12 protein-coding genes are annotated in these 17,118 nt (G+C 57.7%); 7 read left to right on the forward strand and 5 right to left on the reverse strand.

The genetic code is table 11. The annotated features are described in order from the left end of the window. The first annotated feature begins 132 nt into the window (after positions 1 to 132). The 4 genes from HV782_RS14270 to HV782_RS14285 all read left to right on the forward strand — a co-directional run bounded on the left by HV782_RS14270 (position 133) and on the right by HV782_RS14285 (position 5,851). A complete protein-coding gene (locus HV782_RS14270; RefSeq protein WP_186745942.1) occupies positions 133 to 1,254 on the forward strand; it encodes a sugar diacid recognition domain-containing protein in 1,122 nt (373 codons plus the stop codon). Between the two features lie 245 nt (positions 1,255 to 1,499). Beyond that, entirely contained in the window at positions 1,500 to 2,651 is a 1,152-nt protein-coding gene (locus HV782_RS14275; protein ID WP_128616145.1) for a glycerate kinase, read from the forward strand. Positions 2,652 to 2,996: 345 nt separating this feature from the next. Then, positions 2,997 to 4,622, forward strand: a complete 1,626-nt coding sequence (locus tag HV782_RS14280; RefSeq protein ID WP_186745944.1) for a methyl-accepting chemotaxis protein — start codon at positions 2,997 to 2,999, stop codon at positions 4,620 to 4,622. A 41-nt stretch (positions 4,623 to 4,663) separates the two neighbouring features. Beyond that, entirely contained in the window at positions 4,664 to 5,851 is a 1,188-nt protein-coding gene (locus HV782_RS14285) for a pyridoxal phosphate-dependent aminotransferase (RefSeq protein ID WP_186745947.1), read from the forward strand. A 117-nt stretch (positions 5,852 to 5,968) separates the two neighbouring features. Here the strand turns inward: HV782_RS14285 and HV782_RS14290 are convergent, their stop codons facing one another. The 5 genes from HV782_RS14290 to HV782_RS14310 all read right to left on the reverse strand — a co-directional run bounded on the left by HV782_RS14290 (position 5,969) and on the right by HV782_RS14310 (position 11,339). Beyond that, positions 5,969 to 6,946 carry a 2-hydroxyacid dehydrogenase gene (locus tag HV782_RS14290; RefSeq protein WP_186745949.1) on the reverse strand — a complete coding sequence of 326 codons (978 nt, stop codon included), beginning with the start codon at positions 6,944 to 6,946 and terminating at the stop codon, positions 5,969 to 5,971. A 13-nt stretch (positions 6,947 to 6,959) separates the two neighbouring features. Continuing rightward, entirely contained in the window at positions 6,960 to 8,258 is a 1,299-nt protein-coding gene (locus HV782_RS14295; protein WP_186745951.1) for an MFS transporter, read from the reverse strand. A 58-nt stretch (positions 8,259 to 8,316) separates the two neighbouring features. Further along, positions 8,317 to 9,360, reverse strand: a complete 1,044-nt coding sequence (locus HV782_RS14300; RefSeq protein WP_186745954.1) for a sugar kinase — start codon at positions 9,358 to 9,360, stop codon at positions 8,317 to 8,319. Continuing rightward, positions 9,353 to 10,135, reverse strand: a complete 783-nt coding sequence (locus HV782_RS14305) for a sugar phosphate isomerase/epimerase family protein (protein WP_128614384.1) — start codon at positions 10,133 to 10,135, stop codon at positions 9,353 to 9,355. Before HV782_RS14305 ends, HV782_RS14300 begins: the two co-directional genes overlap by 8 nt. 175 nt (positions 10,136 to 10,310) lie before the next feature. Next, entirely contained in the window at positions 10,311 to 11,339 is a 1,029-nt protein-coding gene (locus HV782_RS14310) for a LacI family DNA-binding transcriptional regulator (RefSeq protein ID WP_186745956.1), read from the reverse strand. 225 nt (positions 11,340 to 11,564) lie between these two features. On the opposite strand from HV782_RS14310, the gene HV782_RS14315 reads away from it, so the two are divergent. The 3 genes from HV782_RS14315 (at position 11,565) to HV782_RS14325 (ending at position 17,117) form a co-directional block, all read left to right on the forward strand. Beyond that, on the forward strand, positions 11,565 to 12,386 hold the full coding sequence (locus HV782_RS14315; RefSeq protein ID WP_186745959.1) for a hypothetical protein: 822 nt from the start codon (positions 11,565 to 11,567) through the stop codon (positions 12,384 to 12,386). A 179-nt stretch (positions 12,387 to 12,565) separates the two neighbouring features. Next, positions 12,566 to 14,581, forward strand: a complete 2,016-nt coding sequence (locus HV782_RS14320; RefSeq protein WP_186745961.1) for a hypothetical protein — start codon at positions 12,566 to 12,568, stop codon at positions 14,579 to 14,581. Between the two features lie 199 nt (positions 14,582 to 14,780). Beyond that, a complete protein-coding gene (locus tag HV782_RS14325; RefSeq protein WP_225931015.1) occupies positions 14,781 to 17,117 on the forward strand; it encodes an autotransporter outer membrane beta-barrel domain-containing protein in 2,337 nt (778 codons plus the stop codon). Position 17,118 lies beyond the last annotated feature (1 nt).

Here is a 17,118-nt window from a genome sequence, read left to right on the forward strand (position 1 = left end):
GTAACGTTGATCGCCCTGAGAGTCTCGGCCACCGGTGGCCGGATTGTCTTTGTGCCTGAGCACAGGGTTTGCCGTCAGACCCTGTGCGGGTGAACAACCTGTCCGTGCCTGTTTTCAAGGATTCCAGCGCTTATGTTCGAACTCGATCACGACCTCGCCCAGGACATCGTCGACCGTGCCATGGCCATTTTGCCCTACAACGTCAACGTCATGGACAGCCAGGGCTTGATCCTCGGCAGTGGCGAGCCGGAGCGGATCAACACCCGTCACGAAGGTGCGCAATTGGTGCTGGCCAACGGTCGGGTGGTGGAGATTGACGCGCAGACCGCCGTGCATTTGAAAGGCGTGCAGCCGGGCATCAATTTGCCGCTGTTGCTCGATCAGCGCTTGATCGGCGTGCTCGGCATCACCGGCGAGCCGGAGCAATTGCGTACCTACGCAGAACTGGTGCGCATGACCGCGGAAATGCTCGTTGGCCAGCGCAATCAACAGGCCGAACAGCAATGGCGCCGTCAGCGTTGCGATGACTTGCTGGCGCTGTTGCTCAGCGAGGCGGGTGATTCGCCACGCCTGATCGACGAGGCGCAGCAACTCGGTCTCAAACCGCAATTGACTCGGGTGCCGTATCTGTTCGAATTGGGTCTGGAGCACGGCCCGGGGCAGACCGTCGAGGCCCTGAGTGCCTGGCTGACCTCACGTTATCCCGATAGCTGGTGCGTGAGTTCGGCAAAGTCGTCGCTGTTGTGGTGTCGATCGGCGAGCCACAACGTCGAATCTGACCGCTTGCTGGAAAAGCTCGACGGCTTGGGCTGGAATATTTTGCGCATCGCCGTGGGCGGGCAGGCGGATGGGCTGGTCGGGTTGCGCCGTTGCTATCGGCGGGTCGGCGATCTTCTGGCGTATGGCCGAGAGGTGCTGCCGCACTCGCGTTTGCTGACGCTCAATCGTTATCGGCTGCCGGTGATGCTGTGGCGGCATCGCAATGACGATGCGCTGGATGAATTGCTCAAGCCGTTGCGCAAGGTCATCGCCAAGGACGGCAACGGCCAGTTGCTGGCGACGTTGCGCAGTTGGTGCGAGCACGACGGGCAAAGCCAGGCGTGTGCGGATGCGCTGGGGATTCATCGCAACAGTTTGCGTTACCGGATGGAGCGGATTGCCGAGTTGAGTGGGGTTGATCCGTTAAGGCTGGACGGGATGCTGGCGTTGTATCTCGGCGTGCAACTCCTGCCCCAGACTGATCCTGCGGCATGAGTTGTTCTTGCTGCCGCCATCGTTGGCAAGCCAGCTCCCACAGTCTCTGCGGTGGTTACAAAATTCATGGTCACTGAAGTTCCCTGTGGGAGCTGGCTTGCCAGCGATAGGGCCGGAACATTCACCCTCGATTCCAAGGCCTTTGTGAAAATGAACAATAAACGCCCACAGCGCTTGTGCAGCGGACAGGCGTCAATGCGCGGGCTGACTGGCAGCATGAGGAGCATTGGAACTGGAGAATTCGCATGAAGATCGTCATCGCCCCCGATTCGTTCAAGGACAGCCTGAGTGCCCAGGGCGTCGCCGAGGCCATTGCTTTGGGCCTGGCGCAAGTCTGGCCACAAGCCACGCTGGTCAAATGCCCGATGGCCGATGGCGGTGAAGGCACGGTCGATTCGATTCTCGCCGCGTGCGAAGGCGAACGGCGCCGCAGCCGCGTGCGTGGCCCGCTGGGCGTGCCGGTGGACGCGGCGTGGGGCTGGTTGCCGCACAACCACACCGCGATCATCGAGATGGCCGAGGCCAGCGGTTTGCAATTGGTGCCGCCGGGGCAACGTGACGCCTGCATCAGCAGCACCTTCGGCACTGGTGAGTTGATCCGTGCGGCGCTGGACGCTGGCGCGCAACGGGTGATTCTGGCGATTGGCGGCAGTGCGACCAACGACGGCGGCGCCGGCGCGATGCAGGCGCTGGGCGTGAAACTGCTGGATGCGCAAGGCCAGTCGCTGGTGCCGGGCGGTCTGGCACTGGCGCAATTGGCGCGTCTGGAACTGAGCGACCTGGACCCGCGTCTGGCCCACGTGCGCTTCGACATCGCCGCAGACGTCAACAATCCACTCTGCGGTCCGCACGGTGCTTCAGCGATTTTCGGCCCGCAAAAAGGTGCGTCGCCCGCCCAAGTGCAGCAACTGGATCAGGCGCTGGGCCATTTTGCCGAACACTGTGCACACGCCTTGGGCAAAGACGTGCGTGATGAACCGGGCAGTGGTGCAGCCGGGGGGCTGGGATTTGCTGCCAAGGCGTTTTTGGGCGCGCAATTTCGAGCCGGCGTGGAAGTGGTCGCCGAACTGGTGGGCCTCGCCGAAGCGGTGAAAGGCGCGGATCTGGTGATCACCGGCGAAGGCCGTTTCGATGCCCAGACCCTGCGCGGCAAAACCCCGTTTGGCGTGGCGCGGATTGCCAAACAGCAGCAGGTTCCGGTGATCGTCATTGCCGGCACTCTTGGCGAGGGCTATCAGGAACTCTACGGCCACGGCATTGATGCCGCATTCGCCGTTACCAGCGGGCCGATGCCCCTTGAGCAGGCCTGCGCCGAAGCGCCGCGATTGCTGCGTGAACGTGCGGCCGACATCGCCCGTGTCTGGCAGATGGCCAAGAATCAGCCTGATCAGCATTGATTAACCTGTGGCGAGGGAGTTTGCTCGCGCCGGGCTGCGAAGCAGCTCCAACCCTCTTGGTGTCAATCCTTCGGATCCACCGTGTTCGATGGTTCCAAGACTGCTGCACAGACGAGCCTGAGCAAGTTCTCTCACCACCGATTTTGCTTAAATGTTTACGGTGTTTCATCGCTGTAACACCTTGAAAAATATTTCCGTTTTACACGAAACCTTCCTAAAGCCTGGCCGATACAGAGATCAGGCGCACACAGATTCCCTCGAACCGTGACGCCAGACCGGTCCCGCTCCAAGGACTGGTGATGACGGCAAGGACGCTCGCAGCTACCTCTATCCGAGAGTCCAACCATGTCTTTGCGTAATCTGAAAATCGCGCCCCGTGCCTTCCTCGGTTTTGCCTTTATCGCCTTGCTGGTGATTGTCCTTGGCGTGTTCGCCGTCAATCGCATGTCGATCATTCGCCAGGCCTCCATCGACATGGATACCAATCAACTGCCCAGTGTCACCTACCTTGGCGTGGTGACGGAAAACGTGTTGCGCCTGCGGATTCTGTCGTTCCGGATTCTGGTCAACCGCGAGCCGGCCGGCTTGCAAGAGGCGCAGACGCGGATTGGCGTGTTGGTGGACAAGGTACGCAGTGCTCAGGCCAGCTACGCGGCATTGCCTGCGGAAGCCGAGGAGCGTGCCCTGTACCAGGCGTTCGCGACGACGCTCGACAATTACCTGCAAGCACAAAACCAGATGATGGACTTGTCGCGTCAGGGCAAAGTCGAGGAAATGCGTACCCTGATTAACACAAAGATCAAGGAAGGCACCGACCAGATGGGCGAGCAGCTCAACAAGCTGATCGCGATCAACGCAGCGGGTGCCAAAGTCGCCTCCACTCAGGCTGGTGAGCATTACGACAGCGCCATTACCGGCATCATCATTGTCGCGGTGATTGCTGCGTTGGCGACGGTATTGCTGGCATTGCTGCTGACGCGCAGCATCGTCACGCCGTTGAACCGGGCGGTGCTGGTGGCGCAAACCATTGCCGATGGCAATCTGAGCAAAGCCATCGAAGTCGACGGCAAGGACGAAGCCACGCAACTGCTGCAGGCCCTGGCCACGATGCAGACCAACCTGCGCAAGACCATCGAACAGATTGCCGGCTCCGCCACCCAACTGGGCGCCGCAGCCGAAGAGCTCAGCGCGGTCACCGAAGAAGCCTCCCGTGGCCTGCAACAGCAGAACAACGAAATCGAACAGGCCGCCACTGCCGTCAACGAGATGACCGCCGCCGTGGAAGAGGTTGCACGTAACGCCGTCTCAACCTCCGAGGCCTCGAACCAGTCGACCCAGGCCGCCCGTGAAGGCCGCGATCAAGTGGTGAAAACCGTCGACGCGATTCAGACCATGACCCACGACGTGCAGAGCACCGCGCAAATGATCGAAGGCCTGGCGGCGCAGGGTCGGGACATCGGCAAAGTGCTCGACGTGATCCGCGCCATCGCCGAACAGACCAACCTGCTGGCGCTCAACGCAGCCATCGAAGCGGCGCGTGCCGGTGAGGCGGGTCGTGGCTTTGCGGTGGTGGCAGACGAAGTGCGCGCACTGGCCCATCGCACCGCGCAATCGACTCAGGAAATCGAAAAAATGGTCGCCGGCATCCAGAACGGCACCGGTGAAGCGGTTTCGTCGATGCAGCAGAGCAACCAGCGCACCCAGACCACCCTGGAAATGGCCCGCGCCGCCGGCGTCGCCCTTGAGCAGATCACCCAGTCGATTCATCAGATCAACGAGCGCAACCTGGTGATCGCCAGCGCCTCCGAAGAACAGGCGCAAGTGTCCCGCGAAGTTGACCGGAATCTGGTCAATATCCGCGATCTGGCTACGCAATCGGCTGCCGGGGCCAACCAGACCAGCGCCGCCACCCATGAGCTGTCGCGTCTGGCGGTGGATTTGAACGCCATGGTGGCGCGTTTTGTGATTTGAGATAGGGTGAAGGCTGGAGATTGCGCAAACAGGAGACGTGCATGCGCTATTCAGCCTTGACTCAACGAATCGCCGGGGAGGGCGCAGCGGCCTGGCAGATTCACGACCGAGCGCTGGAGTTGCGCGCTGAGGGCGTCGATGTCCTGCTGCTGAGTGTGGGCGATCCGGATTTCGATACACCGCTGCCGATCGTCCACGGTGCCATCGACAGTCTGCTGGCCGGCGATACGCATTATGCGGAAGTGCGCGGCCGGTTGGCTTTGCGCAAACTGATTGCCCGGCGGCATCAGCGACGCTGCGGTCAGGCGGTCGATGCCGACCACGTGATCGTGCTGCCGGGCGCGCAATGCGCGGTGTATTCAGTGGCGCAATGCCTGCTGGATCCGGGGGACGAGGTGATTGTCGCCGAGCCGATGTACGTCACCTACGAAGGCGTGTTCGGCGCCTGCGGGGCGACCGTGGTGCCGGTGCCGGTGCGTCCGGAAAACGGCTTTCGCGTTGACCCCGCCGATGTCGCTGCACGCATCACCGGCAAGACCCGGGCGATGCTGCTCAACAGTCCCAACAATCCCTGCGGCGCGAGCCTGTCACTGCTGATCTGGCAGGAACTGGCGGCGCTGTGCATTCGTCATGACTTATGGCTGATCAGCGATGAGGTCTACAGCGATTTGCTCTACGAAGGCGAGCACGTCAGCCCGGCGAGTCTGCCGGGCATGGCGGAGCGCACGGCGACCATCAACAGCCTGTCGAAATCCCACGCCATGACCGGCTGGCGGATCGGTTGGTCGATCGGGCCAAAAGCGTTGGCCGAACACTTGGTGAATCTGTCGTTGAGCATGCTGTTCGGTTTGCCGGAATTCGTGCAGAAAGCCGCGCAGGTTGCGCTGGAAACGGACCTGCCGGAAGTGGCGCAGATGCGCGAGGAGTATCGCTTGCGCCGGGATCTGGTCTGCGAGCGGCTGCAGGGCTGCCCGGGTTTGCAACCGATCCGCCCGGATGGCGGCATGTTCGTGATGGTCGATGTGCGCCAGACCGGGTTAGGCGCTCAAGCGTTTGCCGAGCGCTTGCTGGAAAATTACGGCGTTTCGGTGCTGGCCGGTGAAGCGTTCGGGCCGAGTGCGGCGGGGCATATTCGCATTGGACTGGTGGTCGATCGGGTCAAACTGGCGGACGCCTGCTCGCGGATTGCACTGTGTGCGGCGCAGCTGTTACAGGCGCGCAGTGCCTGATGGTTTTGTGTTGCCTGTACCGGCCTCTTCGCGAGCAAGCTCGCTCCCACAGGGGAATGCGTTTCAAATGTGGGAGCGAGCTTGCTCGCGAAGGCGGCATGACAGCCACCGATTAATTCAGCCCTGCCAAGCCGATGGATTCACCAGATTCGCAGGTTTTTCCCCAGCCAGCGCCGCCAACAGATTCTCCACCGCACAGCGCGCCATCGCTTCGCGCGTCTCATGCGTTGCCGAGCCCATGTGCGGCGTCGCCACCACATTATTCAGTTGCAACAACGGCGAGTCATGCTGCAACGGCTCACGCTCGAACACATCCAATCCCGCCGCACGAATGCGCTGATGACGCAGCGCTTCAATCATCGCCGCCTCATCCACCACTTTGCCCCGCGAAATGTTAATGAAGATGCTTTGCGGACGCATCAGCGCAAACTCCTCAGCACCAATCAAGCCTTCGGTCTGCGCGGTCAGCGGCAAGGTCAGGCAAATGAAATCGGCCTGCTGGAGCAGCTCTTCAAGGCTGCGATATTGCGCATCAAACCGCGCCTCGACTGCCGGTTTGCGCGACTGGCTGGTGTAAATCACCGGCATGCCAAATCCAAAATGCCCGCGCTGGGCCAGCGCCTCGCCGATGCGGCCCATGCCGATGATGCCCAGGGTCTTGCCATGCACATCGGTGCCGAAATGCGCCGGGCCGATATTGCGATGCCACTGGCCGCTGCGCACCATGTTCGCCAGTTCCACCACGCGCCGGGCAGCGGCGAGGATCAGCGCGAAACCGGTGTCGGCGGTGGTTTCGGTGAGCACATCAGGCGTGTTGCTGAGCAGGATCTTGCGCCGCGTCAGGTAGTCGATGTCGTAGTTGTCGACGCCCACCGAGACGCTGGCAATCGCCTCCAGCTTCGGTGCCAGATCGAGTAGTGCCGCATCCAGTTTCAGACTGGCGCCAAGCAAACCGTGGGCGCCGGGCAGGGCGTCGCGCAGTTTCATCAGGCCGTCGCTGTCGAGGCTGTCGATCAGCGTCACGTCGAACCGTTCGTGCAGTCGCGCCATCAGCACTGGCGAGAGTTTCTTGTACAACACAACGTGTTTTTTCATGGCAAGCATCTCTTCAGGAATGAGCCGGCACGGGACGCGTGGCAGCGGCTTTGGCCACGACGCGATCGCTTGCGCCGGGCTTGAGAAAAATCGTCAGCACCACCGATAACATCAGCGCGCCGCTCATCAGCAGGTAAGACGCACCGGGCGAACCGGTGGAGCTATTGAGGTAGCCGACCAGATACGAACCGCCGAACGAACCGAGCGCGCCCATGCTGTTGATCAACGCCATCGCACCACCCGCCACGTTGGCCGGCAGAATCTCCGGAACGATGGCGAAAAACGGTCCGTACGGCGCGTACATGCAGGCACCGGCAATCACTAGCAGCGTGTACGACCACCAGAAATGCTCAGCGCCCAGTGCGTAAGAGCCGTAGAACGCAATGGACGCGATCAGCAGCGGCGGCCAGACGAAGCGTTTGCGCTTCTGCAACTTGTCCGAACCCCACGACACCACGAGCATGCCGATCACCGCCGCCAGGTACGGCAGCGCCGACAGCCAACCGGCTTCGATCATGTCCATTTGCGCACCGGCCTTGAGGATCGACGGCAGCCACAACACGAAGCCGTAAACGCCGATGCTCCAGCAGAAAAACTGCAACGCGAGAATGATCACCTTCGGCGAACGGAACGCCTCGGCGTAGTTCTTTACCGCTTTGATCCCGACCTGTTCGGCTGCCAGAGCACTCTCCAGATCGTGCTTTTCCTGGTCGTTGAGCCACTTGGCCTGCGCCGGCCGATCATCGGCCAGGCGCCACCAGATAAACGCCCAGAGCACCGCCGGCAGGCCTTCGATGATGAACATCCAGCGCCAGCTGAAATGCTGCACCAGATAGCCCGAAACCACCGACATCCACAGCATCGTCACCGGGTTGCCGAGGATCAGAAACGTGTTGGCCCGAGAGCGTTCGGCGCGGGTGAACCAGTGGCACAGGTACACCAGCATCGCCGGCATCACGGCCGCTTCGACCACGCCGAGCATGAAGCGGATGACGATCAGCCAATAGGCGTTGGAGACCACGCCGGTCAGGGTGGCGAGGCCGCCCCAAAGGATCAGGCTGACGAAAATCAGTTTCTTCACGCTGTGTTTTTGCGCGTAGATCGCACCCGGCACCTGGAAGAAAAAGTAACCGAGGAAGAACAGCGCACCGAGCAGCGATGACAGGCCCGGTGTGATCATCAGGTCTTCGGCCATGCCTGATGCGGCGGCGAAGCCGTAGTTGGCGCGATCCAGATACGCCAGGCTGTAGGTGATGAACACAATCGGCATGATGTACCACCAGCGGCGGGCGGCGAGGGTTGCGGTTTTCATGGTCTTGCTCCTGAGCTTGTTGTTTTTGTCGCAGCAGGTTCAATGAATCGGTTGCCTGTCAGGGCCTCATCGCTGGCAAGCCAGCTCCCACAGGGATCTCGGGTATGTCAAAGATTGCATTGTCACCACCAACCCTTGTGGGAGCGGGCTTGCCAGCGATGGCGGCCTCAAATTCGCTGAAGAGTTCAGCCCGGGTTGGAAGGCCCTCCATATCCCCGCGACTCTGCACCGCCCGACTGCCAATCCAGTTCGCACGCTGCACCGCCTCGGCAAAACTCTGGTGCTCAAGCAGGGCACTGATCATCCCCACCGCAAAACCATCACCGGCACCGACCGTGTCGACGACATGCGCCACCGGCACCCCGGCGACAAACCCCGATGCCAGATGCGTGCGGTAATAAGCGCCTTGCGGCCCAAGCTTGATCGCCACCGCTTCGGCACCTTGATCGAGATAAAACGCAGCAATGTCCGCCGGGTCTTCGAAACCAGTGAGCAAACGGCCTTCACTCAAACCCGGCAGCACCCAATGGGCGAGGGCGGCGAGGCGGTTGATCTCGCCGATCATTTCGCGCTCGCTGGCCCACAGGCTCGGACGCAGATTGGGATCGAACGACACGCTGCGCCCGGCATTGCGCATGCGTGTCATCAGTTCAAAGGACATCTCCCGCGTCGAGGCCGATAGCGCCGGCGGGATGCCAGTTGCATGCAGATGGCGGGCGCTCGACAGGCTGGCCGTGATCGACTGGGGGGACAGATGACTGGCCGCCGAACCGCGCCGGAAATACTCGACCTGCGGGTCGCTGCCATCGTCATTGCGCGATTTGAACTGGAAACCGGTCGGGTGCTGTTTGTCGACGTCGACGTGACTGCAGTCCAGACCCTCCTTGATCAAGGTCTCGACCACAAAACGCCCGAGCGAATCATTGCCGACCCGGCTCAGCCACGCGACGTTGAAACCCAGGCGCGACAGCCCGATCGCGACATTGCTGTCGGCCCCGGCGATACGCTTGTGAAAGTGCTCGACCGCCGCCAGATCACCGGTCTGCTCGGCGACCAGCATCGCCATGGTTTCGCCGAACGAGAGAATATCGATCTCAGACATGAGCAGGCTCCAGACGCGATTGGCCGAGGCGGGCGAGGGCGGCGACGTGCTCGGTGGTCAGTTGCACCAGATCCTCGCCCTGCAACGGATATTCGGCGGCGCGCATAACGCCTTGGGCCATGTGCCGCAACAGTTGTTCCCACAGATGCAGGTCACTGACGGCCGGCGGCACCGCCACCAGTTTGCCGTCCGGGCGGCGGGCAACGGCTTTGCAATGCACGTAACCGACGTGCCGGCCCAACAGGCGCGCAGCATTCGCGGCGGACTGGTCCTGCCACTGCCAGTTGCCGATGTCGAAGGTCATTTTGATCGGCAGATTGTGCTGCTCGACGGCGGCGAAGAAGCGCTGAAACGGTTCGATGCGTCCGCCGTGCAGGGTCTGGTCGTTTTCCACCAGCAACTGCACCGGGCTGAGCTTCAAGCGTTCGGCCAGGGCTTGCAGATCATTGTTATCGGTGAAGTAGCCGAGAGAAACCTTCAGCCATTTCGAGCCGAACGCTTCGGCGTTTTGCAGCGCGTTGATCAGCTCAGGATTGGGCCGCGACTGGCCGGCGAGCCACAGCTCAGTGGGCGAGGAATAAATACTTTGCAGGCCCTGCGCTTGAGTGGCGGCGCTCAGTTGCGCGGGCACTTCGCGGGTCAGTAATTCTTCGCGCCATTCGATGCGATCGGCACCGGCGGCGGCGAGCACGTCGATGAAAAAATCCTGCCCGCGCTGGCGCACGAGCTCGGCACCGTAGCTGGACAGACTGATGGAAACGGCGGGTTTATTCATTGTTATTGACCTCTGAAACCGGTTTCATTTTTGTTCAAAAAAATATCAGGTGTTTCTGTGGTGTCCTTCTGGGCCTCATCGCTGGCAAGCCAGCTCCCACAGGTTTAGAGGTGTACCAAGCCTTTGTGTACGACTCGAACACTGTGGGAGCTGGCTTGCCAGCGATAGCGTCAGATCAAATACCAGCAACCTCACGGGTCGACCCACGCTCCACCAGCACCGGCGCAAAATCCACCACCCGCGCCATTTCATCATCCCCACGCAAGCGCTTGAGCAAACACTCAAACGCCCGCGCGCCGATCTCCTGCGTCGGCTGAGCCAGCGCGGTAATCCCGCTGCCCACCAACGGATACCAATCCAGATCATCCAGGGCAATCAGCCCGACATCCTCGAACAACCGCACACCCATCGCCCGCAACGCCGTCGTGGTCGCCAACGCCGCCACGCCATTGGCGCAAAACAGTGCTTTCGGGCCATTGCCGGGGGTATTCAAGAAGGTTTGAAGTTGTGCGCTCAGATCATCGCCGGTTTCCAGCACCGCCCCGGTCAGCGCCGAGCGCTGGGCAATCTGCGCCTGAAAACTGCTGACCCGCTCGATCCGCGAACTGGTGCCGTCATACGGTTCAGTCACCAGCACCAGATCCCGATATCCATGCTGCTCCAGATGCGTGATCGCCATCTCAACGGCTTGCGGGTTGTTCAGCCCGACCATGTCGCTGTCGAGCCCGTCGACCTTGCGATCCACCAGCACCAGCGGCATCTCGCGGCGCAGTTCATGCAACTCGTCACGGTGATGGCCCAGCGTGTTCACGATCAGCCCTTCGATGTTGTACGAGCGCAACAGCGCCAGGTGCTGGCGTTCCTGTTCGTCATTGCGGTCGGTGTTGCACACCACCAGGCTATAGCCGTGCGCCCGGCAAGCGGTTTCCACCCCGTGCATCACGGCAATCGAATAAGGGTTACGGATATCGGCGACCAGCATGCCGATCAGGCGGGTGCGCCCGCGTTTCAGGCCGCGAGCCATCTGGTTGGGGCGGTAGGCGAGTTCGCTGATGGCTTGTTCGATGCGCAAGGCAATGGCATCGGAGAGCAGGGCGCGATCATCGCCGATGAAGCGCGAGACGCTGGCCTTGGAGACCCCGGCGCGTTCGGCGACGTCGAGCATGGTTACACGGCTGCGCTGAGCGGTGGAGAAGTCGTTCAAAGGGCTGACCTTATTGTTTTTGGAAAGCATGAAACCGGTTTCAGGAAACACGATAAAGCGGACTCTCGTCAAGTAACTCCCCTCGAGCCATTCCGGGCATTCCCGACAGACGGTCATCTCACCTGTCAGATCTGACAGTAGGCAGCTCCAAGGAAACGGCGCTCAATATCTGACAACGCCTTTAGTTAGAAACATGCACTGAGACCACTTACCAATCGAGAATCCATGATGAAACCATTCAATGGGCAAGTGACCGCTGCGGGATTACGGATAGACGGTGTGAGTGAGTCCGACCCAACAGGCCGGATACCCTTGGAGCAGTTGATCAATGGGACAACTGTCAGGATTCCTCGGTGGGATCGTTTTCCGGTAGCACCTGTTCCGGGAGAACCGATCACGTTTTCGATTCTTCGCCTGTATTGGACGCAGAAGGGTAATAAAGACCTGATTTTTGAAAAAACATACACTTATCTGGATGATCAACCTGAGTTCACGATTCCGTTGACACCGGAGCAGATGAGTATTGATGGAACCGCTTCTATTCATTATGTGCTTGAAGGATATGATGGGAATTATGACGATTCGCCCATAAAAAACCTGACAATTGATCACACTATATCACCTTCCCTGGAAGCCCCATTTTTTCCTGATGCTGACTTTTGGGGGTATATATCCTGCATTCCATTTTATCCGGACAGTCCGCCCATTTGGGAAGAAATACGGCTGATAATATACGCTGAATCCATTTTCGAAGAAAATGACAAGTTAGTACTGCAATGGCAGGGGTTTTCCACGCTTAATGGCAAGCCACCGGAACTCACACCGCTGCACGAATTCAGCAAGACATTAACTAAAGTCGAAGCTGAAAATGGATTTATTTTTGATCTGCCTTTCGATCCATATGTAAAGCCAATGTTTAACAATCATTCAGGTATTGCACGATATACGATTTTCAGAAATAACGTGCCAATTGCCAGGTCTTACAATGGGTTAGTGAAAATAGATCGGACTGTAAGTGGTGAGGAGGAGCCCTGTGGAGGTTGGTGACGTATGAGGTGTAAGAGATAAACAGGCTCTGCAGTTTCCTTGATTTTGTTGTGCCGTTGTTGATTGCTAAAAATGGCCTGTCTCTTGGTGAGCGCTATTGATGAGATTTTGTGCAGTTTCGTCTTGCCGTCAGCGTGCCGGGATTGATTGGGTTTGGATGTATCATTCGGAGAAAAAAGATGACTATTCAAGAGAAAATCGGTAAAGGGAAAAAATTAACATCTCAGGAAATAGCCAAGCGTGCGCGTTTGGCGTTGCGCACCTCTGCGGTTAACGTGGGGCTTACTGCGACTGCTCCGATAATTGTTGGAAAGATTGTCGATGACCTGATTCCAAAGGCGATTCTGGACACAGGGGAGATGACGGTAAGGTTCGACACTTCTACAGTCGATGTGCCTCATGATGCCGATGAATGGGAGCTTTACCAGCACAAAGGAACTTCAGGAGTTGATACACTGATAGCCAGTGACAAATTTGGGCCTGTAGCAGGGCGCCCCCAACTACTCGATATTCCAGTGGATACAACTACGCTTGATGATGACGATCTGACAAAAAGCTCAACAACTTATCAAGTCCGGTTTATCTTCTTTAAAGGTATTGATGGTAACCCGGACAGATTGCCGTGGGTGACCGCTGAAATTGATCGTACCGCGCCTGAGCAAGACAAACTCTCGGGGACCAAGTTCAAGCCGGAGAGGGCCGTTTTCCAGAACCTGCCGCTGCCGGCAACGATTGATGATGACTGGCTGAGCAATAACACAGAGCTTTCGCTAACCATCAATACTGCCTATGATTTTTATCGTTCCGATGATGTCATTGATGTTTATATTGGTACTAACTATGGTGTCGGTACGCCTGTCTATACTCAAGCGCTGACCTCGTCCACGGTGAGTATTCCGCGGGATGATCTTCCGCCACTCGATTCGCTTTATTACATTTGGTACATATTGCGTGACGTGGTGGGTAATGAAAGTAGCCCCTCTCTTTCAGGATCATTTACTGTTCGGCGTCGTCCGCCACCTGTACTGATTCCTTGCGAGATCCCTAAGGGGATTTTGCCAGATGTCATCGACCTTGAAGATCTTGAGACTCCTGTGTATGTGAATGTGCGATATACCACCAACGGCCAGGCGAACGATCAGATTGTACCTACAGTTACAAACGGTACATTACCGATTTCATTGGCCAGTCAAAGTCTGGGTACGGATACTGCAAGAACACTGCAGTTCCCGATCAGTACCAGTAGATTGCTAGCACTTTGGGGTAATGCTACAGCTGAAGTTTCAATCGTTGCCAGTTATCAGTTCGCTCGTGGTCTGGAACAGTTACGTCCTTCGGTGGATACGCGATCGGCCCTCGATTTTACCTACCGAGGCCCGGTCAATCCGGTTTTCCCTGAGCGGGAAAACCCCGATATGGCCAGGGTCACTGTTCTCGGGGCGAGTAATACCCCAAACCACATTATTGCTGATGACCGGGGGCAAGACGCGGACATTAGTACTCCGATGATTATCGCTCCCAACCCATGGTTACCAGTAGGCGATGAAACTGCGAGACTTTGGTTCGATGGGAAGGAGGTTGACGCTCAGTTGTTGTCGGCTGGTTCAGTAACTGACCTGACTTTTACAAAGGATAAATCCATAATTGACGCAGCAGGTCCAGGTAAGAAAATCGCCTACTGGACGATCGAAGAAACGGGTGGTCGTAATGTGATTAAGTCACCTGATACAGAGGTGACTATTGATAACGTACGGGTTTCTCTGCCTGCGCCAACCGTCCGGTTGTTTAATGGATTCGTTTCGTGCCGGTACCTGACACTGGATTTCCAGTTGCCAGTGACGGTCACGATCGATCAAACGTATATGCCGACCAACACTGAGGTGACGGTGAAATCGGTGGGCACTGAAGATGCACAAGGCCTCAAGGAAATCGAAGAGACCAGGTTCGAAACGAAGTACCGCATTGATGGGTCGGAAACTGGCGGTGTTTTTACCGTAAATATTCAACCCTACGTGGACAAATTAAAACCCATTCAGCCGCCGCGCAGTTCTGGCCTGCCTAATGGGTACATTAAAATCTGGTATGAAGTCACCATCTTTGGTGTGCCGACTCCTTCAACCGACTTCTTCAATCAAGTTTCATTACTGAATGACAGCGGAAATTACTGTGAGGGCACACCGACCAGTGAGGTCTGACGGAGTGTCTGCCGGGAGAGTACGCTCTCCCGGTTTTTTTCCTATTGCAGTAGGTAATAAATTACCACTGCGTTGCAGATTATTCCTACATACCAAGGGTTGCTCAGCGTTGTAATGTGCCGGCGTTTATTGGCGGCGTTCGTTCGTTCGCAAACTCACTTCTTCGTTCTTCAGTGAACAAAAAATCGGAAACTCTACCATGTGGTCAAAAAAAGATGCCTCCCAGATAAAGTTCACGAATATGTGGTTGGGTAGTTCGTCTTTGTGTGTCTTTTCATTGTTGCTGTCTCAGCCAGTAAATGCCGGAACATTGGTAGGTAGCACACAAACAATCACGAACGGCTCCAGCGTGGAGCAATGGGTTCTTTCTCAAAAAGCGACGTTGAACGTCGACGGTGCCCAGACACTTGGTGTCACCGTGTTTGATTCGACGTTGAATGCAAATGGCGCAGTGACTCAGCAGATCTCAGCCAGTCTCGGGTCGACGGTCAGCCTGGTGAACACCACTGTTGCCGGAGGTAACGCACGTGCGGGACTGGAGCTTGCCAATAGCTCCGCGACGATCAGCGGCAGTGTAATCAATGGCAATCGACTGGGGCTGCAAATAGGCCATCAAGTCGGCTCAAACACTGGGTCGAGCGCCTCACTGTCAGACAGCAGCGCCGTCGGCGTAACGGGAGGCGCACGTGTGACGGCTTTCAGCACACTTGCGCTGGACAAGTCGACGCTGGAGGGCACGGGAACGGGCAGTGCCGGGCTTATTTTGCTCAGTGGTACGGCGTCGGCGGTAAACGGTTCACGTATTACCGGCGCACAAAACGGTGTGACATTAGGACTGGAAGGTGCGGGCTTGCCGGCCAGTCAATTGCGACTGGACCAATCAAGTGTCGAAGGCAAGGCCGGTGCAGCCATCGTCGTTGACAACGCCGGCGTATCGGCGCCTGTATCGCGTATTGATATCCTCAATGGCTCGACACTTACCGGTGGTAACGGAGCGATTCTGGAGGTCAGGGGCGCGAGCGATGTTGCACTTAATGTGGAGCGCAGCGATCTGGCTGGCAATGTCCAAGTGTCGGACAACAGCCATGCTGCCCTGAGTTTTAGTCAGGCCTCGCTCATCGGAGATGTCAGCGCTGATGCGGGAAGTACAGCAACTGTCGCATTACAGCAGGGGTCGCAATTGAGCGGCGTCATGAATAACGTTGCCACCGTTGGCATTGATAGCACTTCCAGCTGGTACCTGACGGGAAACAGCCAGGTCGGCGACCTTGCGTTGAACGGTGGCACAGTAAAACTCGGCGCTGATAATCAGTACTTCCAGTTGAACGTCCATAACCTGTCTGGTAACGGGTTGTTTGAGATGGGGACCAACTTCGCTACAAATCAAAGTGACTTTCTGAATGTCACCGGCACCGCAACCGGTGATCATCAATTGTTGATTGCCAGTACTGGCAGCGATCCCGCCAGCGGCCAGCCCATCCAGGTCGTTCACACCGCAGGAGGGGACGCCCGTTTCTCCTTGGCCAATGCCGAGGGTAAAGTCGATCTGGGGACGTTTTCCTATGGACTGAAGCAGGGCGGCAGCGGCAATGACTGGTTCCTGGATCCTGAAAGTCGCACGATCAGCCCTTCTACCCGCGCAGTGACGGCGTTATTTAATACCGCTCCGACCGTCTGGTACGGGGAATTGACTTCATTGCGCAGTCGTATGGGAGAGCTTCGATTCAATCCGGAAAAATCGGGTGCCTGGCTCAGGGCCTATGGCAACAAGTACAACGTCAATGACGCGTTTGGCGATGGATACCGCCAATCCCAGCAAGGTTTCACACTGGGGGCGGACGCTCCCCTGCATTTGGGTGAAGGACAATGGTTGTTGGGGGTAATGGCCGGGCACAGTTCCTCTGATCTGGATTTGCACCGTGGTACATCCGGCACTGTGCAAAGTTACTATGTGGGTACGTACCTGACGTGGATGGACGACGTCAGTGGTTACTACGTTGACAGCGTTCTTAAACTCAATCGGTTCCAGAACGATGCCAAGGTCGGGATGACCGATGGCAATCGCTCCAAAGGTGATTACGACAACACCGGGTTCGGTGGGTCCGTTGAAGTGGGACGTCATATCAAACTGGATGAAGGCTATTTCATCGAGCCATTTACTCAGTGGTCTGCGGTTGCCATTCAAGGCAAGGATTACAGTCTGGATAATGGATTGCAGGCCGAGGGCGACCTCACACGCTCGTTGCTTGGCAAGGTGGGGATAACGGCCGGACGGGATTTGCAATTGCGTGACGGTACGAAAGTGCAGCCTTATGTTCGAGGGGCATTTGCCCATGAGTTTTCAACGAATAATAAAGTCAAAGTCAATAATAATGTATTCAATAATGATCTTTCAGGATCAAGAGCAGAGGTGGGTGCGGGCATTGCGATCAATCTGTCGGAGCGCTGGCAGGCACATGCAGAAATTGAATACATGAATGGTAAAAGTATCGAAATGCCAATCGGTGGCACTGTAGGCGTGCAATTCAAATGGTAGG

Source organism: Pseudomonas monsensis, from assembly GCF_014268495.2.
In the GTDB taxonomy this organism is placed as follows: Bacteria; Pseudomonadota; Gammaproteobacteria; order Pseudomonadales; family Pseudomonadaceae; genus Aquipseudomonas; species Aquipseudomonas monsensis.